The following is a 25,569-nucleotide window of genomic DNA, read 5'->3' on the forward strand; positions in this document are numbered from 1 at the left end:
GCAGCCCTCATGGCCGCATGCGAACGAGCATTCTACCCGGAAACGGTGGTGAGGAAAGTGGCGATATTCCACGATGCTGGCACTGCGCTTTGACGGGGCTCACTTAAAATAGGGGCGTTTTGCTCAACTTCAAGCCGTTGGGGGAAAGAAGTCAGGCGTTGATTTAATGAGCAGAGCAGGGACAAAAGCAATGGGCCAGAGGTTCCACTGCTTTCTGCTAACATGGCGCCTCTGTTACCTCAGGTGTTCGATCATGGCATTGCGCCCTCTCTCGGCCAGAGCCCCCGCCGTTCTGCTACGCGAAGCCAAACCGCTGAAAGCCATCCTCGGCCATGCCCAGCGTCTGGAGCATTTGCAGCGCCTGCTCGAAAGTCAGCTGCAGCCGGCCGCCCGCGAGCATTGCCGTGTGGCCAAGTGGCGCGAAGGCGAACTGTCGCTGGTGGTCACTGACGGCCATTGGGCGACGCGCTTGCGCTACCAGCAAAAGCGCCTGCAACGGCAGCTGCAGTTGTTCGGTGAGTTCGCCAACCTGACGCGGATCAAATTCAGCGTGCGCCCGCCAATCATTCAGGCTCGGGCGGCAGGACACACGATGGATTTGTCGAGCAGTGCGGCGGAGACGATTCAGTCGACGGCCGACGGGATCAACGATCCGGGACTTCGCGCGGCGCTGGAGCGGTTGGCGGCGCACGCCAAGGGTAAAGCCTGAAGCAAAATCAAAAGATCGCAGCCTTCGGCAGCTCCTACAGAATGAATGCATTTCAACTGTAGGAGCTGCCGAAGGCTGCGATCTTTGCTTTCAGCGGCGCTTGCTGCCGCCTAATAAAGAGCCCATCAACCCGCGCACCAATTGCTTGCCAAGGTTATTGGCCGCCTGGCGCATCGCCGATTTCAACGCCTGCCCTGCCGCCGTGCCGAGGAACTCCCCGGCGCGGTCAGCGAGGCTCGGCTCTTCGGCCTGCGGTTTGCCCGTCGGGGTTTCGGCCTCAGGCGCGAGCCCTTTGCGTCCCATCAGAATTTCATAGGCCGATTCACGATCGATCGGCTTGTCGTAACGGCCCTTGAACGGCGAGCCGGCGATCAGCAGGGTGCGCTCGGTCTCGGTCAACGGGCCGATCCGCGATTGCGGCGGCGCCACCAGCACGCGCTGGACCATTTCCGGCGTGCCCTTCTCGGTCAGCGTGCCCACCAGCGCCTCGCCGATGCCCAGTTCGGTCAACACCGACAAGCTGTCGAACGCCGGATTCGGCCGAAAGCCATCCGCCACCGCGCGCAGGGATTTCTGCTCTTTGGCGGTAAACGCACGCAGACCCTGTTGAATGCGCAGGCCCAACTGCGCCAACACATCGTCCGGCAGATCCGCTGGCGACTGGGTAACGAAGTAGACGCCCACACCTTTGGATCGGATCAAACGCACCACTTGCTCCAGGCGTTCCTGCAATGCCTTCGGCGTGTCGCCGAACAGCAAGTGCGCCTCATCGAAAAACAGCGCCAGCAGCGGTTTATCAGCGTCGCCGCGCTCGGGCAACTGCTCGAACAACTCTGCCAGCAGCCACAGCAGGAACGTCGCGTAGACTTTCGGCGCCTCATGCACCAGCCGGCTGGCGTCGAGCAAATGGATGCGTCCACGGCCATCGGCGCCCGGTTGCAGAATGTCCTCAAGTTGCAGCGCCGGCTCGCCGAACAAGGCTTCCGCGCCCTGCTGTTCCAGCGTCGCCAACCGGCGCAGCAGCGCCTGGCTGGAACCGGTGGTCATCAACGCCGCGTCTTCGCCCAGCAGTTGCGGATTGTCCTTGAGATGATTGAGCAGCGCTTTCAGATCCTTGAGATCCAGCAGCAACAAGCCTTCGCGATCCGCCACTTTGAATGCTGCGTACAACGCCGATTGCTGACTGTCGGTCAGCTCGAGCAGGCTGCCGATCAGCAGCGGGCCCATTTCGCTCAGGGTTGTGCGCAGCGGATGACCGGATTCACCGTGGATGTCCCACAGCGTGACGGGATAAGCCTGAGGCGTATGACCCAGCCACGGCATGCCGGCGATGCGCTCGGCCACTTTGCCCTGCGGGTTGCCGGCAGCGCCGAGGCCGCACAGGTCGCCCTTGATGTCGGCGGCGAACACCGCCACACCGGCATCGCTGAACGCTTCGGCCAGACGCTGCAACGTCACGGTTTTACCGGTTCCGGTGGCGCCGGCGATCAGCCCGTGGCGGTTGGCCAGGCGCATGGCCTGAGCGATGGGTTGCGCGGCCGGATCAGCGCCGATAACGAGTTGCGAAGAGTCAGGCATTTTCTCACCCAATGGTTAATCTTTGATGACACATGGCCGATACATAAATTGGATAGACCCATCAGAAAATCGGGTCGGACATTTCCCTAAGGAGAGCCGGAAATACCAGTTTTTCAACCTTGCCCATAGTGCGCGTCTTTAGCAAAGCACGCCCAGGACATTAAGACCTTAGCGGAACCCCAAGCCATGAACAAAAACCTGCGCTTCAGCCATAAGATTTTGCTTGCCGCCGCTCTCATCGTCATTGCCGCTTTCGCCTCGTTTACGTTGTACAACGACTGGCTGCAACGCAATGCGATCCGCGATGACCTGAACAACTACCTCAACGAAATGGGCGAGGTCACCGCCGGCAATATCCAGACCTGGCTCAGCGGGCGCATCCTGCTGATCGAGAACGCCGCCCAGAACATCGCCATCAACCCGCAACCTGACACGGTCGCCAGCCTGCTGGAACAGAAAAGCCTGACCTCGACGTTCATGGCTACCTACCTGGGCGACGCCACCGGCCACTTCACCATCCGCCCGGACGTGAAGATGCCGGACGGTTTCGATCCGCGCGTACGCCCCTGGTATAAAGGTGCCGAAAGCAGCAGCACTTCGACCCTGACCGAACCTTACATCGATGCGGCAACGGGCCAGTTGATCATTTCCATCGCTACCGCGTCGAAAAAGGCCGGGCAGAGCGTCGGCGTGGTCGGCGGTGACCTCAGCCTGCAGTCACTGGTCGACACCCTCGCCGCCCGTGATTTCGATGGCATGGGCTATGTGTTCCTGGTCAGCGCCGATGGCAAGATCCTCGTCCACCCGGACAAGGCCCTGGTGATGAAATCGCTGAAAGAAGCCTATCCGCAGGACACCCCGCGCATCAGCAGCGATTTCAGCGAAGTGAGCGTCGACGGCAAAACCCGCATCGTCACTTTCGCCCCGATCAAGGGCCTGCCGTCGGTGAACTGGTACATCGGTTTGTCGATCGATAAAGACCAGGCTTACTCGATGCTCAGCGAATTCCGTACCTCCGCGGTAATCGCGACCATTATTGCCGTGGCTATCATCATTGCCCTGCTCGGAATGCTGATCCGCCTGCTGATCCAGCCGCTGCACGTGATGACCCGCGCCATGGAAGACATCGCCGACGGCGAAGGCGATCTGACCAAACGCCTGAACATCGTCAATAACGATGAATTCGGCATACTTGGCACCGCGTTCAACCGTTTCGTCGAGCGCATTCACGGCTCGATCCGCGAAGTGTCTTCGGCCACCGGCCAGGTCAACGAAGTCGCCCTGCGCGTGGTCGCTGCGTCGAACTCCTCGATGTACAACTCTGACCAGCAAGCTTCGCGCACCAGCAGCGTTGCCGCCGCGATCAATCAGCTCGGCGCCGCCGCCCAGGAAATTGCGCGCAACGCCGCGCAAGCGTCGAACCAGGCCAGCGACGCCCGGGGTCTGGCCGAGGATGGCCAGCAGGTGGTCGAGCGCAGCATCAAGGCGATGAATCAGCTGTCGAGCATGCTCAGCGCGTCCAGCACCAATATCGAGTCGCTGAACAGCAAGACCGTCAACATCGGCCAGATCCTCGAAGTGATCACCAGCATTTCCCAGCAAACCAACCTGCTCGCCCTTAACGCCGCGATCGAAGCGGCCCGCGCCGGTGAGGCCGGTCGTGGTTTTGCCGTGGTGGCCGACGAAGTACGCAACCTCGCGCACCGCACGCAGGAATCGGCGCAGCAGGTGCAGACCATGATCGAGGAGCTGCAAGTCGGGGCCCGGGAATCGGTGAGCACCATGAGCGACAGTCAGCGTCACAGCCACGACAGCGTGGAGATCGCCAACCTTGCCGGCGAACGCCTGAACAGCGTGACCCTGCGCATCAGTGAAATCGACGGGATGAACCAGTCGGTGGCGACCGCGACCGAAGAGCAGACCGCGGTGGTCGAGTCGATCAATGTCGACATTACCGAGATCAATACGCTCAACCAGGAAGGCGTGGAGAACCTGCACGCGACGCTGCGTGCGTGCTCGGATCTGGAGCAGCAGGCTTCGCGGTTGAAGCAGTTGGTGGGTAGTTTCCGCATCTGAGGCGCCGCCACTTCCGCCTTCGCGAGCAAGCCCGCTCCCACATTGGAATGCATTTCAATTGTGGGAGCGGGCTTGCTCGCGAAGGCGCCCACTCAAACAACACTAAACCGACCTGAGACCCCACCGCGCAATCCCGACCGAACATCTATTCTGGATAACGGTCAACCAAGGGAGAACAACACAGCGGAGGGTTGCTCACCGTGCATATCGCCGACATCACCATGTTCTACGCCCCGGCCAGCGGAGGCGTGCGTACTTATCTGGATGCCAAGCACCGTCGCCTTGGCGACCGCAGCGGTATTCGTCACAGCCTGCTCATCCCCGGCGCGCGACTGGGTGAACATGACGGCATTTACACGGTTCCAGCACCTGCCCTGCCTTTCGGCAAAGGCTATCGCTTCCCGCTACGGCTGGCGCCATGGCGAAACGTCCTGCAGGATTTGCAGCCGGATCTGATCGAAGTCGGCGATCCCTACCTCACCGCGTGGGCCGCGCTGGATGCCCGGCGGCAGCTGGATGTGCCGGTGATCGGCTTTTATCACTCGGATCTGCCGCTGCTGGTGGGCAATCGCATGGGCCACTGGGTCACGCCGAACGTCGAAGCCTACGTCACCCGTCTCTACGGCAATTTCGACCGCGTTCTCGCGCCGAGCCAGGTCATGGCGGACAAGCTCACCGGGCTCGGCGTACGCAATGTCCATGTGCAACCGCTGGGCGTCGATCTGCACACGTTTCATCCCGACGCCCGCGACCCCGGCCTGCGTGCCGAATTGGGGATTGCCGAAGACACCCGGCTATTGGTCTTTGCCGGGCGCGGTTCCAAGGAGAAAAACCTGCCGGTGCTGCTCAAGTGCATGCAACGCCTCGGCCCGCGCTATCACTTGCTGTTGGTCGGCTCGTCAATGCCCACTGCGGTGCCGGATAACGTCAGCGTCATCGATGAATTCTGCCCGGCAGCAAAAGTCGCGCGCCTGATGGCCAGTGCCGATGCGCTGGTGCACGCCGGTGATCAGGAAACCTTCGGTCTGGTCATCCTTGAAGCCATGGCCTGCGGCATTCCGGTGGTGGCCGTCGCAGCCGGGGCGTTTGAAGAAATCGTCAACGATTGCTGCGGTCTGCTCTGTGCCCCGAACAACCCGCAAGCGATGGCCAACGCCGTGCGCGAGCTGTTCAGTCGCGGCTGCGATCGGCTTGGCCGCCAGGCGCGCCAGCATGTAGAACGGCATTACGCCTGGGACACTGTGGTCGACAGCCTGCTCAGTCACTACCACGCTGTGCTCGGCCATACGCTGCCACGGGTGGCCAATGGTTGAACACATGAAAGCCGTATGCCTAGTGTTGCATGATGTGGCGCCCTCGACGTGGGCGGACTACCAGCCCTTCGTCGAGGCCGTCGATGCCTTGGGCAATGTGCCGATGACGTGGCTGGTAGTGCCGAACTTTCACCGCCACGATGCGCTTGATGCCAACCCGGCGTTTCGCCGGGTGCTCGACGCCAGGGTGGCCCGAGGCGATGAACTGGCGCTGCACGGTTATTACCACGACGACCAGGAAGCTATGCCAAACAACCCGCGCGACTGGTTCATGCGTCGGGTCTACACCCATGAAGGTGAATTTTATCGCTTGTCCCACGACACAGCCCTCGCCCGTTTGCATGCAGGTCTGGAAATATTTCAGCGCTACGACTGGCCAGTGCACGGCTTCGTCGCCCCGGCCTGGCTGATGAGCGACGGCACCCGCCAGGCCTTGCGCGAATTACCGCTCAGTTACACCAGCGATCCGCAGCATCTTTATCGCTTGCCTGACTTCAGCGCCCTTGATGCGCCCGGGCTGGTATGGAGTGCGCGCAGTGCCTGGCGTCGCGGCTTGTCGAAAATCGTCAGCGACCAGCGTGAACAGCGTTGGCGCGAGGCGCCGGTGATTCGCCTGGGCCTGCACCCGGTCGACATGCGCCACCGCTTTTCGCGCGATTACTGGTTACACACCCTGCAACGCCTACTCGCAGACGGACGCGTCCCTTTGACCAAGATCGACTGGCTCGCCCGCCAGCGCGGACAACTGGAACAGGCGGCATGAAGCGCAGTCTGTTGTTGCTGATCGGCCTGCTCGCGGCGGTGCTGATTCCGCTGCTGTTGGGCGGTGGTGAAATCTGGGCACGCCTGCGCGGCTTTCCGTTGAACTGGCTGTTGATCATGTTCGGCATGATCCTGCTCTGCTGGGGCATCAATACCCTGCGCCTGCGTTTGTTGCTCGGCGACCAGCGTGAAAAGGTCCCGCCGATGAAAAGCCTCGGCGTAGTGATGGCGGCCGAGTTCGCATACTGCGCCACGCCCGGCGGCAGCGGCGGGCCGCTGACCATCATGGCTTTGCTGGCCCGCTACGGCGTGCGTCCGGCGCGAGGCAGCGCAGTGTTTGCCATGGATCAGCTCAGCGATCTGCTGTTTTTTCTCTGCGCGCTGAGCGGGATTCTGATTTATGCACTGTTCCAGCATCTGAGCGATCGGCTCGAATGGCTACTGACGGTCAGCGCGGTGTCGCTGTTCGGCGGATTATTCAGTTGCGTGCTGATTGCGCGCTACCACCGGGCGTTGATTCGCCTGAGCGGTCGGGTATTGGCAGGCATGAACGTGACTGCGCGCACTCGCCGCCGCTGGGCGCGCAAGTTGCTGCACTTTCTCGCGGCGTTTACCGATACCTTGAAGCTGCCATGGCGGACGCTGGTCCAGGTGTTCGCCCTGACCTGCGTGCACTGGCTGCTGCGCTACAGCGTTTTATATCTGGCCCTGCGCGGGCTCGGTGCCGACTTGCAGTGGGCCTGGAGTTTTCTGGTGCAGATGCTCTCACTGGGCGCCGGCCAATTCAGCCTGTTACCCGGCGGCGCCGGCGCGGCGGAATTGACTTCGGCTGCACTGCTCGCGCCGATGGTGGGCAAATCCACCGCAGCGGCGGCGATTCTGATCTGGCGGGTGGTGACGTATTACTTCTATCTGCTGGTCGGCGGCCCGGTGTTCGTGCTGATGCTGGGCAAGCCGTTGCTGAAGAAGCTGATGAAAGTGCGCCAAGCCTAAAGATCGTCACCCGTTTCATCGTCCGACTCTGGTTTCAGCTGTTCCCACAACGCGGCGGCGCCGGGAAATTCGGTGCCGTCCTCAGGACCCATGTCATCCGGATCGTAGCGACTGAGGCAACCTTCACCAAGGGTGGCGGGCGCTTTTGAGGTGGCTTTGTCCAGTGGATCGCTCATGGTTTTTCCTCGGGCAGAAACGGCGAAAGAGCTTGAACGACGAAGGGCTTGAGCGATTCAACGCCCAAGCCCTTCGTTTTTCAAGCGTGTCTGTGCGATCAGAACACGACCGTCTTGTTGCCGTGCACGAGCACGCGGTCTTCGAGGTGATAACGCAGGCCGCGGGCCAGCACCATTTTCTCGACGTCACGACCGAAACGCACCATGTCTTCAATGCTGTCGCTGTGGCTGACACGCACCACGTCCTGCTCGATGATAGGGCCGGCGTCCAGTTCTTCAGTCACGTAGTGGCAAGTCGCGCCAATCAGCTTGACGCCGCGAAGAGACGCCTGATGGTAAGGCTTGGCGCCGACGAACGAAGGCAGGAAGCTGTGATGAATGTTGATGACCTTGTGCGCATATTCGCGGCACATGTCCGGCGGCAGGATTTGCATGTAACGCGCCAGCACCACCACTTCGGCGTCGTGCTGTTTGACCAGCCGCGACACTTCGTCGAATGCAGGCTGCTTGTCCTGTGGATTGACCGGGACGTGGTAATAAGGAATGCCGTGCCACTCGACCATGCTGCGCAGATCGTCGTGGTTGGAAATCACGCAGGAGATCTCGCAATCCAGTTCGTCGCTGTGCCAGCGGTGCAGCAGGTCGGCCAGGCAGTGGGATTCACGGCTGGCCATCAGTACAACGCGTTTTTTCTGCTCGGTGTCGGTGATGCGCCAGTCCATCGAGAACTCCTCGGCGATCGGCGCGAACTTCTCGCGCAGCTCTTCGATACCGAACGGCAGCGAATCGGCACGGATTTCGTGACGCATGAAGAACCAGCCCACTTGATTGTCAGAGTGGTGGCTCGCTTCGGTGATCCAGCCGTTATGAGAGGCCAGAAAATTACTGACTTTGGCAACGATGCCAACGCGGTCCGGGCAAGATATCACCAGCCGAAAAGTGCGCATGAGGGGGAAACTCCAGAACTTCACAAAGGCCGCCATTCTAGCGACTGTGCAGGAAAACTGCAGTACGCATGCGCGCCGTGCGGAACGAAGCCTGGCGAAACGACTTTCTGACGCAGGTTTTCGTCAAGACTGTGGCGCTTTAGCGAGAGGTTTGCCAGACAACTGTAAATATCTGTGCTGACTGCATCACATTATTTAACTGAACATTCAATTGGCGCCTAACTCCTGTAACTCATTTAAATAAAAAGCCCATCCAAATGTTTACTTGATGAAACAGCCTGACTATTATTACGGCACTGTCCCCTGTCATTCAGCATTCTACGAAAGGTAGTACTCATGTCCTTGATCAACGAATATCGCGCCACCGAAGAAGCCATCAAAGAACTGCAAGCCCGTCTGAAAAACCTGTCCGAAGACGACAAACTGCAAGCCGAACTGGAATTCGAAGGCAAATTGCGCACGCTGATGGGTGAATACTCCAAATCGCTGCGTGACATCATCGCCTTGCTCGACCCGGAAGCCAAATCCAAGGCTCCACGTGGCGGCGCAGTGAAAACTACCGGCACCAAGCGTGCACGCAAAGTTAAGCAATACAAAAACCCGCACAACGGTGAAGTCATCGAAACCAAAGGTGGCAACCACAAGACTCTGAAAGAGTGGAAAGCCAAGTGGGGCGGCGACGTGGTTGAAGGCTGGGCTACCCTGCTGGGCTAAGCCGCAACGCCTTCGCAGAGCGATCCGCGAACAAAAAACGCCAGCATGCGCTGGCGTTTTTTTATGCCCGTAAACTATTGCCAGGCATGTTCGATTTCAAAGCTTCAAACGTTTGCGTAATGCCTCGACATAGTTCTGCCAGTCGTTGAGCACCTCTCGCTGCAATGGCGTCGCACTAAGTGACCATTGCTCGGCAGCTTCGATAAATGACTGCACGGTATTCGGCGCACCTGCCTCAGGTTGCGTCAGACGCTGGCGACAAAATAATTTCCAGCGTTCTTGCTCGGCGACATCCAAGGTCTCTGGAAAGTTGCGTGCTCGATATCGAAAAAGTAATTCGGGCAAACGTTCATCATCGAAAGGCCACTGCTCTTGTGCTAATTGCGCAGGATCGGCCGTTCGAACTTGCTCGCATAGACGGCGATCTCGGTCACCGATAAATCCATCGTACAACTGCTGCTCCGGATCTTCGCTGGGAGTGAAATCTTCGCTGGCATAAATCGCCGCGATTTTATCTTTCCAGACTTGCTGTGCGTCAGTTAGTCGCAGTGCCCGCTCCTGATAAACCGCCATCTCCAGGCCGAGGCGTTGCTGATCTTGCGCACGCAATACCGCCAACGGCGCCACCACCGGGCAACGATTGATATGGATCAGCTTGAGCGGCACGGGCAATTCACCTTCAGCCAATTCATCGCGGCGGGTGTATAAACGCTGGCGCAGGGTTTGTGCATCAAGGTCCAGCAACCCTTGCGGATCAAGATGCAGATCACAGACGATCAAGGCGTTGCGATTCTTCGGGTGCCAGGCCAGCGGCAACACCACACCGACATAACTGCGCGCCGCCGAGAAACGCCCGGACACATGCACCAGCGGTTGTAACAGACGAATCTGATCCATGACTTTCTGTTTACTGCGCAGCTGGAACAGCCACTCGTAGAGCTTGGGCTGTTTCTCGCGAATCAACCGCGCCAACGCGATGGTGGCGCGCACATCCGACAACGCTTCGTGAGCGTGCCCGTGATCGATGTGATTGGCCGCCGTCAGCCGTTCGAGTTTGAGGGTTACCCGGCCATCGTCACCGGTCGGCCAGACCAGACCATCGGGGCGCAATGCGTAAGCGGCGCGCACCACATCAATCAGATCCCAGCGACTGTTGCCACCCTGCCATTCACGGGCGTAGGGGTCGAAAAAATTGCGATAGAGACTGTAGCGGGTCATCTCATCGTCGAAACGCAAGGTGTTGTAACCGGCGCCACACGTACCCGGTGCAGCCAGTTGCGCATGCACGCGAGTCATGAAATCGGCTTCGCTCAGGCCTTTTTCGGCGAGCTGGCCAGGGGTGATTCCAGTGATCGCGCACGCCGCCGGATGCGGCAGGATGTCTTCGCTGGGCTGGCAATAGAGATTGACCGGCTCGTCGATTTCGTTGAGCGCATGGTCGGTACGGATCCCGGCCACTTGCAGCGGACGGTCGTTGCGCGGATTGATGCCAGTGGTTTCGTAGTCGTACCAGAAGATTGAAGTCACGGGCGAATCCTGAACAGAAGATCGGCGAAGTCTAGGCGCTCAGCCGACCCCGGAGCCAGTCTCCTGTCCCTCAAACAGCACTTTTTCCAATTTCCTACAGCTTATGGGTACTCGTACTGTGGGAGCGTGCTTGCTCGCGAAGGGGCCAGCACATTCAACATCGCTGCTGCCTGTCACTACGCGCTCGCGAGCAAGCTGGCTCCCACAGGGCCAGTATGGTCAGCCTTTACGTGGCGGTTACACGCTGTGCAATACATAGTGATGTCGTTCCCCCCCGAGAGGCTGCTAGCATCAGGCGCACTTGCATCCCGAACAGGCGAACATCAGGTAGCCCATGCTCGAACCCACAGCACCGCCAAGGAAAGCACCGCTGGCCCCGCCGCTGGATACGCGTCATCAGGTCGAAACGCCGGAAGGCATCGACCTGCCGTTGCGTCCCGCCGGGTTGATGGTGCGCGCTGTGGCGTTTGCCATCGATCTGGGCATTCGCGGCTTCATCCTCGGCGTGCTGTTTATCGCACTGGCGTTTCTCGGCAGGCTTGGCATGGGCCTCGGCTCGCTGCTGCTGTTTGCCATCAGTTGGTGGTACATGGTGCTGTTTGAGGTGCTGCGTCAGGGCCGCTCGCCGGGTAAGCAATGGCTGGGGTTGCGCGTCGTGCACGACGACGGCACGCCGATCGGCTGGTCTGCCTCGCTATTGCGCAACCTGTTGCGTTTTGTCGACCTGCTGCCATTCGGCTATTTCCTCGGTGCACTCAGTTGCCTGCAACACCCGACCTTCAAACGCCTGGGCGATATCGCTGCCGGCACGCTGGTGGTTTACAGCGAACGTCCGCTGAACCGCCCGCAATTGCCTGACGCTGAACCTCGTCGCTCGCCCGTTGTTCTCACACTCAGCGAACAACGCGCGGTGCTCGGTTTCGCCGAGCGTCAGGCCCAGTTGTCTCCCGCGCGGGTCAATGAGCTGGCTACATTGCTGGCCCAGCCGCTGCATATTTGCGCGTCTGAAGCGGTGGTCGAACTCAATGGCATCGCGCGCGGTTTGTTGGGGCCGAGCCCATGAAGCAAAGCCTGTTCGAAACCCGCCACAAGGCCGAATGGGAGCGCTTCGCCTCGGCGCTCGAACGTCTCGAGCACGGTAAGGACACCCCGCAAGTGGCCGCTTTCCCCAAATCCTATCGACGCCTCTGCCAACACCTGGCCTTGGCACAGGAGCGCGGCTACAGCAGTTTTCTGATCGATTCATTGCAGCAACAGGTGCTGCGCGGCCATCAACAGCTGTACCGGCATCGCAGTCGCCTCGGCGCGCAGATAATCAGTTTTATCCTCGCCGACTTCCCGCGACTGGTGCGCGAGGAGTGGCGCTTTGTCGCGGTCGCCAGTCTGCTGTTCTTCGCCAGCCTGATCGGTTTCGGCGTGCTGGTGTATCTGTTTCCCGAACTGATCTACAACCTGATCCCGGCCGAACAGGTGCGCGAAATGCAAGGCATGTACGATCCAGTCGCTGGTCACCTCGGACGCACGGCGGAACGCGCGGCGAGTGAAGACTGGGTGATGTTCGGCTATTACGTGATGCACAACACGGGCATCGCCTTTCAGACCTTCGCCAGCGGTTTGCTGATGGGCGTTGGCAGCGGTTTTTTTCTGCTCTACAACGGCATGATCATCGGCGCGGTGGCCGGACACCTAAGCGAAATCGGCTTCGGCCAGACCTTCTGGTCGTTCGTGATCGGCCACGGCGCATTCGAACTGACCGGCATTGCCCTCGCCGGCGCGGCGGGGCTCAAGCTGGGCTGGGCGCTGATCGCACCGGGACGCCTGACACGCGGCGAGGCACTGCGCCTGGCTGCGCGCAAAAGCGTGTTGCTGGTCTGCGGGGTCATGCTGTTCTTGCTGATCGCAGCGTTCATCGAGGCGTATTGGTCGTCGAAAGCCAGTGTCACGCCACTGACCAAATATGCAGTCGGCGCCGCGCTGTGGCTGGCCGTCGCGGTTTATCTGTTGTTTGCCGGAAAGACCCGCCATGCGCCTGAGTGACGCCAGCGTCGTGATCCGCCCGCGCACGACCTGGGAAGCCATGGACCTGGGCGTGTTGATGAGCCAGCAGCATCGCCGGTTGTTGATGACCAGTTGGGCGATCGTCACCCTGCCGCTGTTCGCCCTGTTCAGCCTGCTGTTGTGGGACTGGCCATCGCTGGCGGTGTTCATTTTCTGGTGGCTGAAACCGGCCTACGAACGCCTGCCGTTATATATCCTCTCCAAAGCACTGTTCGGCGAAACCCCGACGCTCAAACAAGCCCTGCGTGAATGGCCGCGCCTTCTCAAGCCGCAACTGCTGGCGAGCCTGACCTGGCGACGGCTGAGCCTGAGCCGCAGCTTTGCGCTGCCGGTGACACAACTCGAAGGTCTCGACGGCGAAGTTCGACAACAACGCTTGCAGGTGCTGCTGCAACGCAACGGCGGCGCTGCGCAATGGCTGACAATTATCGGCGTGCATCTGGAAACCGCGCTGTGGATCGGCCTGATGGTCCTGTTCTACCTGTTGTTGCCGCAGCAAATCGAAACCGACTGGGACTGGCAGTCGCTGCTGCTCGCAGCCGATCGGGACTGGCGTTGGCTGGAACACCTGACCAACGCTTTTTACGCGCTGATCCTGGTGGTCTGGGAGCCGATTTATGTTGCCTGCGGCTTCAGCCTCTACCTTAATCGCCGCACGCAACTGGAAGCCTGGGATATCGAGCTGGTCTTCCGCCGTTTGCGCCAGCGCTTGAACAACGGCGTGCTCGGTGTGTTGCTCGCCGCGTGCCTGTTGCTGCCGAACCTGCAACCGGTACGGGCCAGCGATGCGCCGCACGCACCACGACTGCTCAATCAGCCGCTGACCAGCCAGGCCGCGCGCGACAGTATCCAGTCATTGCTTGAACAACCGCCGTTCAAGAACAAGGAGAGCGTCACCCGCTACCGCTTCGGCGACGACCCGGCGAGCCCGGCCAAGGAAGGGCAGACGGGAGAGGCACCGCAGTGGCTGAAAACCCTGCTCGGCTGGCTCGATGGTCGGCACCTCGACACCTTTGCCAGCCTGATTGAGGTGCTGCTCTGGGGCGCGTTGATCGCCGCCCTGGGCTGGCTGCTCTGGCGGTATCGCGAATTTCTCCAGGCCTTCGTCAGTCGTCGTCCGAACCTGCCAGTGCGCCGCAAACGAGCGGCGGCGCCACAAGTCTTCGGCCTCGATCTGAACCGTGAAACCCTTCCGGACGACGTCGCCGCCAGCGCCGAACAATTGTGGCTGAGCGAACCTCGTGCCGCGCTGGGTCTGCTTTATCGCGGCCTGCTCAGCCACCTGCTGCACGATTTCGGGCTGACGCTGACTGCCGCCGATACCGAAAACCAGATCCTCCAACGCATCGAGCAATTGCAACGCCCCGACCTGCTCGCTTACAGCCGCAACCTGACAGTTCACTGGCAGAACGTGGCCTATGGGCACCGACTTCCAGCCGCGCACCTGCAAGCAGAACTGTGCAACGGCTGGCGTGAGCTGTTCAGCAAAGGGTCGCGGCATTGAACCGGCGCATCGGCTGGTCACTGGGTGCGCTGGCGCTTTTGCTGCTGGGCGGTTTGAGCCTGTTCCTCTACCTCCAAGCCCGGCCATATGAGGAAGTCGTCGATCACGGCCCCTCGCCCACGGCGCAAGCCAACCCGTATCTGGCGGCAGAAATGTTCCTGCGCGAGCGCGGCCTCGCGGTCAGTCACGCCGAGACCCTCGCGGTGCTGCCGCAGATCGATCCACACGGCCACACCTTGCTGTTGTTCGGCGAGCGCGCACGGATGACGCCGCGAGAAGTCGATCAAGTGTTGAACTGGACTCGCGCCGGCGGACGCCTGGTGTTTGTCGCCGAGTCGCTGTGGGATGCGCAAACCGGGCAAAGCAACGATCTTTTGCTCGACCGGGTGCAATTGCACCAATCGCTGAGCAAGGATTTGAAAGATCCTCCGCAAGAAGTGGAAAAGGATCGCTTTGCGAAACTGACCAAGTTGTACCTGGAAGATGAAGACGCGCCGGCCTACGCCAGTTTCGACACCGACTTCCACCTCGATGACCCGAACAACGTTGCCCAAGCCTGGGCCAACAGCGCCAGAGCCACGCACATGATGCAACGGGTGTACGGCCTCGGGACAGTCACCGTAGTCACCGATGCCGAGCTATGGAAAACCCCGGCCATCGGCCAATACGACAATGCCTGGCTGCTCTGGTATCTGAGCGCCGACACCGACGTCACCGTGATTTACAACACCGCGCATGATGGACTCTGGACGTTGCTCTGGCGCTATTTTCCGCAGGCGATCGTCGCCCTGCTCGCCTTGGTCGGCCTGTGGCTGTGGCAGGCAAGCGTGCGCCACGGGCCAGTGCAAATGCCGGCGCGGGCGGGTCGGCGCCAACTGCTGGAGCATTTGCGCGCCAGCGCCGATTTCCTGCTGCGCCACAACGGCCAGGATGTCCTGCTGCAAGCATTGCAACAGGACATCCTGCGCCGCGCCCGCCATCGCTATCCCGGTTTCGATCAATTGAATGTGGCCGAACAATGGCTGGCGCTATCACGCCTGACCCGGCAACCCACCCGCGCCATCAGCCAGGCCCTGAGCCCACGTCCGAAACAGCGCTTGTCCAGCGCCGAATTCAGTCGTCAGGTCGCTCATCTGCAAACCTTGAGGAACGCGTTATGACTGAACAGATCGAGCCCGGCAGCGCGACTCACGCTGCCCAGCAACGCCAGCGTGCCAGCCAGTTGGCGCAGGCCGTGCGCAACGAATTGAACAAGGCGCTGTTCGGTCAGGAGGCGGTGATCGACGACGTGCTGACCGCGCTGATTGCCGGCGGCCACGTGCTGCTCGAAGGCGTGCCCGGCTTGGGCAAGACCTTGCTGGTGCGAGCCTTGGCACGTTGTTTCGGCGGTGAGTTTGCACGCATCCAGTTCACCCCGGACCTGATGCCCAGCGACGTCACCGGCCACGCCGTGTATGACTTGCAGACCGAACAGTTCAAGCTGCGCAAAGGCCCGCTGTTCACCAATCTGTTACTGGCTGACGAGATCAACCGCGCCCCGGCGAAAACCCAGGCGGCGTTGCTCGAAGCCATGCAGGAGCGCCAGGTCACGCTCGAGGGCCGCGCCCTGCCCATCGCGCAACCGTTCATGGTGCTCGCCACGCAGAACCCGATCGAACAGGAAGGCACTTATCCACTGCCGGAAGCCGAGCTCGACCGCTTCATGCTCAAGGTGCGCATGGATTACCCGGACGCCGATCAAGAACTGAACATGGTCCGCCAGGTGTGTCGCTCGACCCGCGCCGACATGCTCGACGTGCAACCGCTGCGCACGGTGTTGCAGGCGAAAGATGTCCAAGCACTGCAACGTATCGCCAGTGATTTGCCGCTCGACGATCAGGTCCTCGACTATGCCGTACGCCTGGCGCGCAGCACGCGCACCTGGCCGGGCCTGAGCCTCGGCGCCGGGCCGCGCGCATCGATCGCTCTGGTGCGCTGCGCCCGTGCCCGGGCGTTGTTGCGCGGCGGCGAGTTTGTCATTCCGGATGACATCAAAGGCTGCACGCTGGCCGTGCTGCGCCATCGCGTGCGCATCGCGCCGGAGCTGGATATCGAAGGTTTGCAGGTCGATCAGGTGCTCGCGCAATTGCTCGATCAAGTGCCGGCGCCGCGCCTGTGAAACCGTCTCGGCTGCTGTTGATCTGGCTGGCCCTGCTGCTGGTCGTCAGCAGTGTGCTCGGTGCCGTTCAGGCACTCGGCACTGAGATACCGTCGAGCCTGATGTCGATCAACTGGGGTTTGCTCCTGGCGCTGATGGCGTTGGCAGTTATTGACGCGGTGCGCCTTGCACGCCTGCCGTCGCCGCACATCACGCGGCAGATGCCCGGCAGCCTGGCGCTCGGGCGCTGGACAGACGTGCAGGTGGACATTGCGCATGAATTCGTCGAGCCATTGAACATTAGACTCTTCGACCACATACCCGACGGCCTAGAGTTTGATGACCTGCCGATGGTGGTTGAACTTCAACCTGGCTATTGCAGCCAGATCCGCTACCGGCTGCGCCCGGCCAAACGTGGGCGTTTCAGCTTCGCACAGTGCGAAGTCAATCTGCCGAGCCCCTTGGGGTTATGGTCCGGCAAACGCCTGCTCAGCATCAGTGACGAGACCCGCGTCTACCCGGACTTCGCTCGGCTCTACGGCGGTGAATTGCGCGCCGTCGACAACTGGCTCAGCCAGCTCGGCGTACGCCAGCGACAACGTCGCGGTCAGGGCATGGAATTCCATCAGCTGCGCGAATTCCGTGAAGGCGACAGCCTGCGCCAGATCGACTGGAAAGCCACTGCCCGCCAGCGCACGCCGATTGCCCGCGAATATGAAGATGAACGTGATCAACAGATCATTTTTCTGCTTGATTGCGGCCGTCAGATGCGCAGTCAGGACGATGAGCTATCGCACTTCGATCACGCGCTCAATGCCTGCCTGTTGCTCGCTTATGTTGCGTTGCGCCAGGGCGATGCGGTGGGCCTGAGTACCTTTGCCAGTGACAAGCCGTGCCACGTGGCGCCAGCCAAACGCAGCGGTCAACTGAACGTCTTGCTCAACGCTGTGCATGATCTGGAGACCACGCGGCGTCCTGCCGATTATCAGGCGGCGGCCAACCAGTTATTGGCCCGACAACAGCGCCGGGCGCTGGTAGTGCTGGTGACCAATGTGCGCGATGACGATGATCAACTGCTGGCCGCGGTCAGACGCCTGAGCGCGCAGCATCGGATATTGGTGGCAAGTCTGCGTGAGGAAGCACTGGATACGTTGCGCCAGACCAGCGTGCAGACGCTGCCCGAGGCGCTGGCTTACTGCGGGACGGTGAATTACCTGAATGAGCGGGCCGAACGCCATGAACGGTTGAATGCTCATGGCGTTGCCGTAATGGATATTCGGCCCGCGCAATTGGGCACCGAGCTGGTGACGCAGTATCTGAGCTGGAAAAGTACCGCGTCGCTGTGATCCCCGTCGTCGGTGCAGGCGTGCCTGCCAAGCGCTTGGCGCCATCGACTCAGGCCGACGCCGGCAGCGGCTGAAAACTGAAGTACTGCTGCAACGCCAGAATCAGTTGCCCGAACTCCGCCGGCGCGCGCCGCAGGATGAAACCGGCGTCGTAGTGCAGCGGCGTGGCGTCTTCATGGCACCACACGCAACAGGCGCTGAAATCGATGATCTGCTGGCTGCCATCGCGGGCGGGAACCTTGAGGCGTAACTGGAAATCGGCGCCAACCATCATTGGCAGCTGGCTGATCAGCATCAGCCCGTCTGCAGACACATTGCCGAGAAAGCCGACGGGTTTGTCGGTGACGCTGTTGAACACTCTGAGGTAATACGGCAACTGATGCCGTTCGATCCGGCGGTCGGTAAACATGATGTGCGGTTCGCCATGCAGGGCTCCGTCACGGAGCCGCATCTGTGCTTCGGAACGAACCTGTGCGGCAGGCCCGCTCTCCCCGCTTCCGGTGTGAACGGCGCACCAATCGCCGTCACCTCTACCACTGCCAGTCGCAGGTGTTGCGCCGTTAACGAGTCAAGGCTCCAAACGGTTTCCTTGACTATAGCGGAGCTTGTACAGACGGCCAGAATTTGTATGAGAAGCGCCGTTAGAAGCGTGTCGGCCGCACCACTGCCGCGGCACTGCGCGTCGGGTAATGGCCCAGGCTCTGCAGGGTTTCCAGACGCGCGCGAGCGCGGTAGGCGTATTCGCTGTTCGGGTACGAAGCGATGATGAACTGGTAGGTCTGCACCGCGTCGATGTACAACTTCTGCCGCTCCAGGCACTGGCCGCGCATCATCGACACTTCCGGCCACACGTAAGGGCGGGCGCGGCTGGCGCGTTCGACCTTGGACAGCTCAAGCATGACCTGCTCGCAATTGCCGCGATCATAGGCGCTGTAGGCGTTGTTCAAATGATGGTTCATCGACCAACGGGTGCAGCCCGTCATGGCGAGGACGCTGAGGGCAAGGGCGGCAATGGGCAACAATCGCATGGGGGTTCTCCTGTCTTGTGCTCTGTATCGACCCCTGCCGTGAAATCTTCAGCAGTGTTTGTGCCAGTTGTCGGTTCAATAAAGAAAACGATAAGTAGTGCAAACGAACAATGACTACACCTTCTGAGCATAGTAGCCTTCGCTGGCGCTTGAACTCAGGAGTCTTTGCATGTCCGTCCGTCGTACCAAAATCGTCGCTACCCTTGGCCCGGCCAGTAACTCGCCGGAAGTTCTCGAACAGCTGATTCTGGCTGGTCTGGACGTTGCCCGTCTGAACTTCTCCCACGGCACCCCCGACGAGCACAAGGCTCGCGCGAAGCTGGTGCGTGACCTGGCTGCCAAGCACGGCCGCTTTGTCGCCCTGCTCGGCGACCTGCAAGGCCCGAAAATCCGTATCGCCAAATTCGCCAACAAGAAGATCGAGCTGAAGATCGGTGACAAGTTCACCTTTTCCACCAGCCATCCGTTGACCGAAGGCAACCAGCAGGTGGTCGGCATCGATTACCCGGATCTGGTCAAGGACTGCGGCGTGGGCGACGAGCTGCTGCTCGACGACGGCCGTGTGGTGATGCGCGTTGATACCCAGACTGACGATGCCTTGCATTGCACCGTGACCATCGGCGGCCCGCTCTCGGACCACAAAGGCATCAACCGTCGCGGTGGCGGCCTGACTGCCCCGGCCCTGACTGAAAAAGACAAGGCCGACATCAAGCTCGCTGCGGAAATGGAAGTCGACTACCTCGCGGTGTCCTTCCCGCGTGACGCTGCCGACATGGAATATGCCCGTCAACTGCGCGACGAAGCCGGCGGCACCGCTTGGCTGGTAGCGAAGATCGAACGCGCCGAAGCCGTGGCCGACGACGAAACCCTCGACGGTCTGATCAAGGCTTCCGACGCGGTAATGGTTGCCCGTGGTGACCTCGGTGTGGAAATCGGCGATGCCGAGCTGGTGGGCATTCAGAAGAAAATCATTCTGCACGCACGTCGCCACAACAAGGCAGTGATCGTGGCGACCCAGATGATGGAGTCGATGATCCAGAACCCGATGCCGACCCGCGCCGAAGTGTCCGACGTGGCCAACGCCGTGCTCGACTACACCGACGCCGTGATGCTCTCGGCCGAATCCGCCGCAGGCCTCTACCCGCTGGAAGCCGTGCAGGCCATGGCGCGCATCTGCGTCGGCGCCGAGAAGCACCCGACCGGCAAGACCTCCAGCCACCGTATCGGCAAGGAATTCAGCCGCTGCGACGAAAGTATTGCGCTGGCGACCATGTACACCGCCAACCACTTCCCGGGCGTCAAAGCGATCATCGCCCTGACTGAAAGCGGCTTCACCCCGCTGATCATGTCGCGTATCCGCTCTTCGGTGCCGATCTACGCGTTCACCCCGCACCGCGAAGCCCAGGCCCGCGCGGCGATGTTCCGTGGCGTCTACACCATTCCGTTCGACCCGGCCTCGCTGGAACCGCACGAAGTCAGCCAGAAAGCCATCGACGAACTGACCAAGCGCGGCGTCGTGGAAAAAGGCGACTGGGTCATCCTGACCAAGGGCGACAGCTACCACACCACCGGTGGCACCAATGGCATGAAGATCCTGCACGTGGGTGACCCTCAGGTCTGAGTGACACGCTGAAAACAAAAGCCCCGGCATGTGAGTGCCGGGTTTTTTTGTTTACTGCTCTGGAAGAGCTGTCGACTGATCTGCCCTCTTCGCGAGAAAGCTCGCTCCCACAGGGACCGCATTCCCATGTGGGAGCGAGCTTGCTCGCGAAGAGGCCGGCACGTTCAGCGAAAATCTCAATGCCGTTTGATAAATCCGGTCAGCGCCGCCAATGCCTCCGGCGAACGCAGGCGCTGAGTGAACAACGCACCCTCGTGCTCGATCGCCTTGCGCAACAACTCGCGATCCGGCGCTCGCATCAACTGCTTGCTGATGCGTACCGCTTCGGTCGGCAAGTCATCAAAACGCAGCGCCATTTCCCGCGCCTTGCTCAACGCCGCTTCACCGCTGTCCAGCGCTTGAGTGGCAATCCCCCACTGCGCAGCCTGTTCACCACTGAAACCTTCGCCGAGCAACAACAGCTGCGCCGCTTTCGCCTGACCGAGCAAGCGCGGCAGGATCAGGCTGGAACCGAATTCCGGGCACAAACCAAGATTGACGAATGGCATGCGCAGCCGCGCGTCACGGCTGACATAGACCAGATCGCAGTGCAGCAACAGGGTCGTGCCGATACCCACCGCGGCACCGGCGACAGCGGCGATCACCGGTTTGCGGCATTCGAGCAGATTGAGCATGAAGTGAAACACCGGGCTGTCGAGGTCGCTCGGCGGTTGCTCGAGGAAATCGGCGATGTCGTTGCCGGCCGTGAAGCACTCGGCGCTGCCGCTGATCAGCACAGCATTGATCTGCGGGTCGTTGCCGGCCAGCTCCAGCGCCTCGGCGAGACGGCTGTACATGGCGCGGGTCAGGGCGTTTTTCTTGTCCGGGCGGTTGAGGCGAAGCGTCAGCAAACCGCCTTCGCGTTCGAGCAAAATGGTGTCAGGCATGGCATGTCTCGCGTCTGAAAAATCAGCGCTCAACCCCGGGACAGGAACACGTCGGCCAGCAGTTGATTGCGCGGCAATCCGGCCAGGTACAAGCGCTTGGCGAAGGCGTCGACGCTGGCCGTCGAGCCGCAGACTAAGGCCAGGGTCTGCCGGGAAACAAGGCGCAGTTGCGCCAGGGCGTCGGCCGACCCGGCCGCTGTCCATAGCTCGACGCTGAGGTTTTCGCGCTGCGCGGCCAGTGCGGCAAGGGGTTTGGCCAAATAGTGCTCGCGTTCGTCATGGGCCAGGTGAATGACGCGGATAGCGCCTTGGTGATCCTGCCGCAAGGCTTCGCGCAACACGCCGAACAATGGGCCTAAACCGGTGCCGGCGGCCAGCAGCCACAGCGGCCGGGCGTGCCAGTCCGGGTCGTAGTGCAAGGCGCCGCCGCGCAGTTCGCCGAGGCGGATCGAGTCGCCGATCTGCAGCTTGCGCGCAGCGTCGATGAATTCGCCGGGCTGACGGCAATCGAGGTGAAATTCAAGGAATCGGTCTTCTTGCGGCAGGCTTGCCAGCGAGTACGGACGGGCGACGTGGCCGATCCACAGCACCAGATGCTGGCCAGCGCTGTAGCGCAGTGGCCGTTGCGGGGTCAGGCGCAGGCGCAGAACGTTGCCGCTGAGCCAGTCCAGCGCCTCGACCAGCGCCGGGCGACCGTCGGCGATCGGATCGAAAGTGTGCACCTGCAGATCTTCTGTTACCTGGCATTGGCAGGCCAGCCGCCAGCCTTGCAGGCGTTGTTCGGCGCTCAAGGCGTCCGGGCGGTTGTCGCTGGGCAGGCCTTGCACGCATTGCACCAGACAGGTGTGGCAACTGCCGGCGCGACAGCTGTAGGGCACGGCGACACCGTTTTGATTGAGACTGTCGAGCAGGTTGCTGCCCGCTTCAACCGTCCACTGCCGATCACCGACACGCAATTCAGGCATCGACGTTCTCCCACGCGGCGGCACAACGATTGCGTCCGTCACGCTTGGCCCGGTACAGCGCCTGATCGGCACGCTGCAAGGCTTCGTCCAGATCATCGCCGACGGACAGCAGGGTCATGCCCGCCGACAGGCTCAGATTACGCACTTGCAGGCCCATCAATTCAACCTCGCTGAAGGCAATGCGCAAGCGTTCGCAACAGGCCGTCAGCCGTTCGGCATCGCAGTCGGGCACCAGCACCACGAATTCCTCGCCACCATAGCGAGCCAGCACGTCGCCGTCGCGCAAGCAGGCTTGCGCCACGCCGGCAAACGCTTGCAGCACCTGATCGCCGGCCGCGTGGCCATGCAGGTCATTGATGCGTTTGAAGTGATCCAGATCGATCAGCGCCAGCCCGTGCATCACGTTGCTGTCCAGTTCATTCAGCTCGCGCGAGGCGATGCGCAGGAAGTGTCGGCGATTGAACAGCCCGGTCAATTCGTCGGTGGCAACCAGATCTTCGAGCTGACGCATCATCCCGCGCAAGGTGTCCTGATGCGCCTGCAAGGCAAACCGACGCTGCCGCTGGCGTTGCCGCGAAACCTGCACAAACCGGGCGTAGAGCACCAGCCACGCCAGCACCATCGCCAGAATGCACACCTGCAATGCCGCAAGCGCAGGCTCGGCGAGGCGCAAGTGGTAGGCGTCCCACAGGGTGATCGCGCAGAAACTGAAAAACACCAGCAGCGCGCACCGGATGAACACGTGTCGAGTGAGATGAAACAGGCCGAACAGCAGGATCAGCACATAGAACACCAGAAACGCGCCGCGCGCCTCGTCGACATGGGCGATCAGCCAGGTCTGCCAGCCCAGTCCCATCAATACTTGCGCTTCGGTCAGGCTGGGGTCGACGAAGCGCTGGTTGCGACCGCTCCAGAACAGCCCGAACAGCGTCGCCTGGCTGATGACCACCAGGGCACTGCCGATGGCAACGCCACTAAGCGATTGCTGGTAATGCCCGGTGAAAAACGCCAGCCACAGCAGCAGCAAAGCCAATCCGTAGGTGGCCGCAGCGAGGGCGAAGCGTTTAAGCAAAAGGCGTTGAATGGCGTTATGGGTCAATCGTTGACTCACCGTGCGATAGGAGGCTGACCGAGTGTCCTACTCTACAGACCGGATGCCACTTTAGAGGCCCGGTCGCTAAATGACCACCGATTTTCGGGCCGGGAAAATGGCGTCAAAAACCCACATATTCAGTGTAGGAGCTGCCGCAGGCTGCGATCTTCTGATCTTGACCTTAAAAACAAAATCAAAAGATCGCAGCCTGCGGCAGCTCCTACAGGAATATGCGAAAGACATGCGACCAACGAATGACTGCCGGCGCGTGTATGCCCCTTTGATGCGCGGTATACTGCCGCGCCTTTTTAGCGTCGCGCCAGCAGCCCCGGCGTGCCTTGAAAGGTGCTTGCGACCGACCGATGCACCCAAGCCGCAGGCACCTTATTGAATGTTCCCGTCTTTTAGAGGAGCGCGACTCATGACCGTGATCAAGCAAGACGACCTGATTCAGAGCGTTGCCGACGCCCTGCAGTTCATTTCCTATTACCACCCCGTCGATTTCATCCAGGCGATGCACGAAGCCTACCTGCGCGAAGAATCGCCAGCGGCCCGTGATTCGATGGCGCAGATCCTGATCAACTCGCGCATGTGCGCGACCGGCCACCGCCCGATCTGCCAGGACACCGGTATCGTTACCGTGTTCGTGCGTGTCGGCATGGACGTGCGCTGGGATGGCGCCACCATGGGCCTGGACGACATGATCAACGAAGGCGTGCGTCGCGCCTACAACCTGCCGGAAAACGTCCTCCGCGCCTCGATCCTCGCCGACCCGGCGGGCGCTCGCAAGAACACCAAGGACAACACCCCGGCCGTGATCCATTACTCCATCGTCCCGGGCAACACCGTGGAAGTGGACGTGGCGGCCAAGGGCGGCGGTTCCGAGAACAAGTCGAAAATGGCCATGCTCAACCCGTCCGACTCGATCGTTGACTGGGTATTGAAGACCGTCCCGACCATGGGCGCCGGCTGGTGCCCACCGGGCATGCTCGGCATCGGTATCGGCGGCACCGCCGAGAAAGCCGCGGTGATGGCCAAGGAAGTGTTGATGGAATCCATCGACATTCACGAGCTCAAGGCCCGTGGCCCGCAGAACCGCATCGAAGAAATGCGTCTGGAGCTGTTCGAGAAGGTCAACCAGTTGGGCATCGGCGCCCAGGGCCTGGGTGGCCTGACCACCGTGCTCGACGTGAAAATCATGGACTACCCGACACACGCGGCCTCGCTGCCGGTGTGCATGATCCCCAACTGCGCTGCCACCCGTCACGCACACTTCGTGCTCGACGGTTCCGGCCCGGCCTCGCTGGAAGCGCCACCGCTGGACGCCTACCCGGAAATCGTCTGGGAAGCTGGCCCGTCGGCCCGTCGCGTCAACCTCGACACCCTGACTCCGGAAGACGTGCAGAGCTGGAAGCCGGGCGAAACCGTGCTGCTCAACGGCAAGATGCTCACCGGTCGCGACGCGGCGCACAAGCGCATGGTCGAGATGCTCAACAAGGGCGAAACCCTGCCGGTCGACCTCAAGGGTCGCTTCATCTACTACGTCGGCCCGGTTGATCCGGTCGGTGACGAAGTGGTTGGCCCTGCCGGCCCGACCACCGCGACGCGGATGGACAAGTTCACCCGCCAGATCCTTGAGCAGACCGGCCTGTTGGGCATGATCGGCAAGTCCGAGCGTGGCCCGACCGCGATCGAGGCGATCAAGGACAACAAGGCTGTGTACCTGATGGCTGTCGGCGGCGCCGCTTACCTGGTTGCGCAAGCGATCAAGAAGTCCAAGGTGCTGGCGTTTGCCGAGCTGGGCATGGAAGCGATCTACGAGTTCGAGGTCAAGGACATGCCGGTCACCGTGGCGGTGGACAGCAAAGGTGAGTCGGTGCACATCACCGGTCCCGCAATCTGGCAACAGAAGATCAGCGAAAGTCTGGCGGTGGAAGTGCAGTAAGCTTCTGGCGTCATGAAAACGGCCGGTGCATCCGCAAAGATGCCCCGGCCGTTTTTCGTTGACGATGACCGAGCGCCATTAAACACCCTGTGATGGGCTTGATCCGCCACCGAGATGCTCATGCAGCCGCCCAAACGGTTTCCGCTCGTTT

General features: G+C 61.2%; 23 protein-coding genes and 1 pseudogene. 15 read left to right on the forward strand and 9 right to left on the reverse strand.

What is annotated here, in order from left to right; genetic code table 11:
* Window positions 1-253 precede the first annotated feature (253 nt).
* A complete protein-coding gene (locus ACIGDJ_RS15910; protein ID WP_101155718.1) occupies window positions 254-709 on the forward strand; it encodes a DUF721 domain-containing protein in 456 nt (151 codons plus the stop codon).
* A 90-nt stretch (window positions 710-799) separates the two neighbouring features.
* Here the strand turns inward: ACIGDJ_RS15910 and ACIGDJ_RS15915 are convergent, their stop codons facing one another.
* Window positions 800-2,287 (reverse strand): helicase HerA-like domain-containing protein, encoded by a 1,488-nt coding sequence (locus ACIGDJ_RS15915; RefSeq protein WP_397479451.1) that lies wholly within the window; start codon window positions 2,285-2,287, stop codon window positions 800-802.
* Window positions 2,288-2,473: 186 nt separating this feature from the next.
* Between ACIGDJ_RS15915 and ACIGDJ_RS15920 the strand changes: the two are divergent.
* From ACIGDJ_RS15920 to ACIGDJ_RS15940, 5 genes and pseudogenes are all read left to right on the forward strand, one after another.
* A pseudogene (locus ACIGDJ_RS15920) lies at window positions 2,474-3,505 on the forward strand (cache domain-containing protein); the annotation flags it as partial.
* A gap of 93 nt (window positions 3,506-3,598) precedes the next feature.
* The gene (locus ACIGDJ_RS15925; protein WP_371918362.1) at window positions 3,599-4,363 is read left to right on the forward strand and encodes a methyl-accepting chemotaxis protein; all 765 of its coding nucleotides are present in this window, start codon (window positions 3,599-3,601) and stop codon (window positions 4,361-4,363) included.
* Between the two features lie 200 nt (window positions 4,364-4,563).
* Entirely contained in the window at window positions 4,564-5,676 is a 1,113-nt protein-coding gene (locus tag ACIGDJ_RS15930; RefSeq protein WP_101156402.1) for a glycosyltransferase family 1 protein, read from the forward strand.
* A 4-nt stretch (window positions 5,677-5,680) separates the two neighbouring features.
* Window positions 5,681-6,439: a DUF2334 domain-containing protein gene (locus ACIGDJ_RS15935; RefSeq protein ID WP_397479450.1), complete on the forward strand. Its 759-nt coding sequence runs from the start codon at window positions 5,681-5,683 to the stop codon at window positions 6,437-6,439.
* On the forward strand, window positions 6,436-7,431 hold the full coding sequence (locus ACIGDJ_RS15940; RefSeq protein ID WP_397479449.1) for a YbhN family protein: 996 nt from the start codon (window positions 6,436-6,438) through the stop codon (window positions 7,429-7,431). The genes ACIGDJ_RS15935 and ACIGDJ_RS15940 overlap by 4 nt, the downstream gene beginning before the upstream one ends.
* Here ACIGDJ_RS15940 and ACIGDJ_RS15945 read toward each other — a convergent pair.
* Both ACIGDJ_RS15945 and purU read right to left on the reverse strand, forming a co-directional pair.
* Window positions 7,428-7,607 (reverse strand): hypothetical protein, encoded by a 180-nt coding sequence (locus ACIGDJ_RS15945; protein WP_101155710.1) that lies wholly within the window; start codon window positions 7,605-7,607, stop codon window positions 7,428-7,430. The two genes, ACIGDJ_RS15940 and ACIGDJ_RS15945, sit on opposite strands and share 4 nt — an antisense overlap.
* 98 nt (window positions 7,608-7,705) lie before the next feature.
* A complete protein-coding gene (gene purU, locus ACIGDJ_RS15950) occupies window positions 7,706-8,554 on the reverse strand; it encodes a formyltetrahydrofolate deformylase (RefSeq protein WP_016773477.1) in 849 nt (282 codons plus the stop codon).
* Window positions 8,555-8,890: 336 nt separating this feature from the next.
* Between purU and mvaT the strand changes: the two genes are divergently transcribed.
* Window positions 8,891-9,268, forward strand: a complete 378-nt coding sequence (gene mvaT / locus ACIGDJ_RS15955; protein ID WP_016773476.1) for a histone-like nucleoid-structuring protein MvaT — start codon at window positions 8,891-8,893, stop codon at window positions 9,266-9,268.
* Window positions 9,269-9,364: 96 nt separating this feature from the next.
* On the opposite strand, the gene sbcB is transcribed toward mvaT, so the two are convergent.
* Window positions 9,365-10,795 (reverse strand): exodeoxyribonuclease I, encoded by a 1,431-nt coding sequence (sbcB, locus tag ACIGDJ_RS15960; RefSeq protein WP_397479448.1) that lies wholly within the window; start codon window positions 10,793-10,795, stop codon window positions 9,365-9,367.
* Window positions 10,796-11,129: 334 nt separating this feature from the next.
* Between sbcB and ACIGDJ_RS15965 the strand changes: the two genes are divergently transcribed.
* From ACIGDJ_RS15965 to ACIGDJ_RS15990, 6 genes are read left to right on the forward strand one after another with little or no spacing between them, the layout of a single operon-like run.
* Window positions 11,130-11,858, forward strand: coding sequence for an RDD family protein (locus tag ACIGDJ_RS15965; RefSeq protein WP_101155704.1), 729 nt, complete (start codon window positions 11,130-11,132; stop codon window positions 11,856-11,858).
* Window positions 11,855-12,832: a stage II sporulation protein M gene (locus tag ACIGDJ_RS15970; RefSeq protein WP_397479447.1), complete on the forward strand. Its 978-nt coding sequence runs from the start codon at window positions 11,855-11,857 to the stop codon at window positions 12,830-12,832. The genes ACIGDJ_RS15965 and ACIGDJ_RS15970 overlap by 4 nt, the downstream gene beginning before the upstream one ends.
* Window positions 12,819-14,357 carry a DUF4129 domain-containing protein gene (locus ACIGDJ_RS15975; RefSeq protein WP_397479446.1) on the forward strand — a complete coding sequence of 513 codons (1,539 nt, stop codon included), beginning with the start codon at window positions 12,819-12,821 and terminating at the stop codon, window positions 14,355-14,357. The genes ACIGDJ_RS15970 and ACIGDJ_RS15975 overlap by 14 nt, the downstream gene beginning before the upstream one ends.
* Window positions 14,354-15,517 carry a DUF4350 domain-containing protein gene (locus tag ACIGDJ_RS15980; protein WP_101155698.1) on the forward strand — a complete coding sequence of 388 codons (1,164 nt, stop codon included), beginning with the start codon at window positions 14,354-14,356 and terminating at the stop codon, window positions 15,515-15,517. The genes ACIGDJ_RS15975 and ACIGDJ_RS15980 overlap by 4 nt, the downstream gene beginning before the upstream one ends.
* A complete protein-coding gene (locus ACIGDJ_RS15985; RefSeq protein ID WP_101155696.1) occupies window positions 15,514-16,515 on the forward strand; it encodes a MoxR family ATPase in 1,002 nt (333 codons plus the stop codon). The genes ACIGDJ_RS15980 and ACIGDJ_RS15985 overlap by 4 nt, the downstream gene beginning before the upstream one ends.
* Window positions 16,512-17,840 carry a DUF58 domain-containing protein gene (locus ACIGDJ_RS15990; protein WP_397479445.1) on the forward strand — a complete coding sequence of 443 codons (1,329 nt, stop codon included), beginning with the start codon at window positions 16,512-16,514 and terminating at the stop codon, window positions 17,838-17,840. The genes ACIGDJ_RS15985 and ACIGDJ_RS15990 overlap by 4 nt, the downstream gene beginning before the upstream one ends.
* Window positions 17,841-17,889: 49 nt before the next feature.
* Here the strand turns inward: ACIGDJ_RS15990 and ACIGDJ_RS15995 are convergent, their stop codons facing one another.
* Both ACIGDJ_RS15995 and ACIGDJ_RS16000 read right to left on the reverse strand, forming a co-directional pair.
* Window positions 17,890-18,249: a PilZ domain-containing protein gene (locus ACIGDJ_RS15995; protein ID WP_101156399.1), complete on the reverse strand. Its 360-nt coding sequence runs from the start codon at window positions 18,247-18,249 to the stop codon at window positions 17,890-17,892.
* A 232-nt stretch (window positions 18,250-18,481) separates the two neighbouring features.
* The gene (locus ACIGDJ_RS16000) at window positions 18,482-18,868 is read right to left on the reverse strand and encodes a tol-pal system YbgF family protein (RefSeq protein ID WP_101155692.1); all 387 of its coding nucleotides are present in this window, start codon (window positions 18,866-18,868) and stop codon (window positions 18,482-18,484) included.
* Between the two features lie 169 nt (window positions 18,869-19,037).
* Between ACIGDJ_RS16000 and pyk the strand changes: the two genes are divergently transcribed.
* Complete coding sequence (gene pyk / locus ACIGDJ_RS16005) at window positions 19,038-20,489, forward strand: pyruvate kinase (protein ID WP_101155690.1); 1,452 nt, start codon at window positions 19,038-19,040, stop codon at window positions 20,487-20,489.
* Between the two features lie 176 nt (window positions 20,490-20,665).
* On the opposite strand, the gene ACIGDJ_RS16010 is transcribed toward pyk, so the two are convergent.
* The 3 genes from ACIGDJ_RS16010 to ACIGDJ_RS16020 are packed head-to-tail and all read right to left on the reverse strand — an operon-like array spanning window position 20,666 to window position 23,479.
* Entirely contained in the window at window positions 20,666-21,415 is a 750-nt protein-coding gene (locus ACIGDJ_RS16010; protein ID WP_101155688.1) for an enoyl-CoA hydratase-related protein, read from the reverse strand.
* 29 nt (window positions 21,416-21,444) lie between these two features.
* The gene (locus tag ACIGDJ_RS16015; protein ID WP_101155686.1) at window positions 21,445-22,380 is read right to left on the reverse strand and encodes an iron-sulfur-binding ferredoxin reductase; all 936 of its coding nucleotides are present in this window, start codon (window positions 22,378-22,380) and stop codon (window positions 21,445-21,447) included.
* Entirely contained in the window at window positions 22,373-23,479 is a 1,107-nt protein-coding gene (locus ACIGDJ_RS16020; protein ID WP_101155684.1) for a diguanylate cyclase, read from the reverse strand. Before ACIGDJ_RS16020 ends, ACIGDJ_RS16015 begins: the two co-directional genes overlap by 8 nt.
* Window positions 23,480-23,894: 415 nt before the next feature.
* On the opposite strand from ACIGDJ_RS16020, the gene ACIGDJ_RS16025 reads away from it, so the two are divergent.
* Window positions 23,895-25,418: a fumarate hydratase gene (locus ACIGDJ_RS16025; protein WP_007916251.1), complete on the forward strand. Its 1,524-nt coding sequence runs from the start codon at window positions 23,895-23,897 to the stop codon at window positions 25,416-25,418.
* The last annotated feature ends 151 nt before the right edge of the window (window positions 25,419-25,569 follow it).

Origin of the sequence: Pseudomonas sp. NPDC079367, from assembly GCF_044542195.1 — a bacterium.
Lineage (GTDB): Bacteria > Pseudomonadota > Gammaproteobacteria > Pseudomonadales > Pseudomonadaceae > Aquipseudomonas.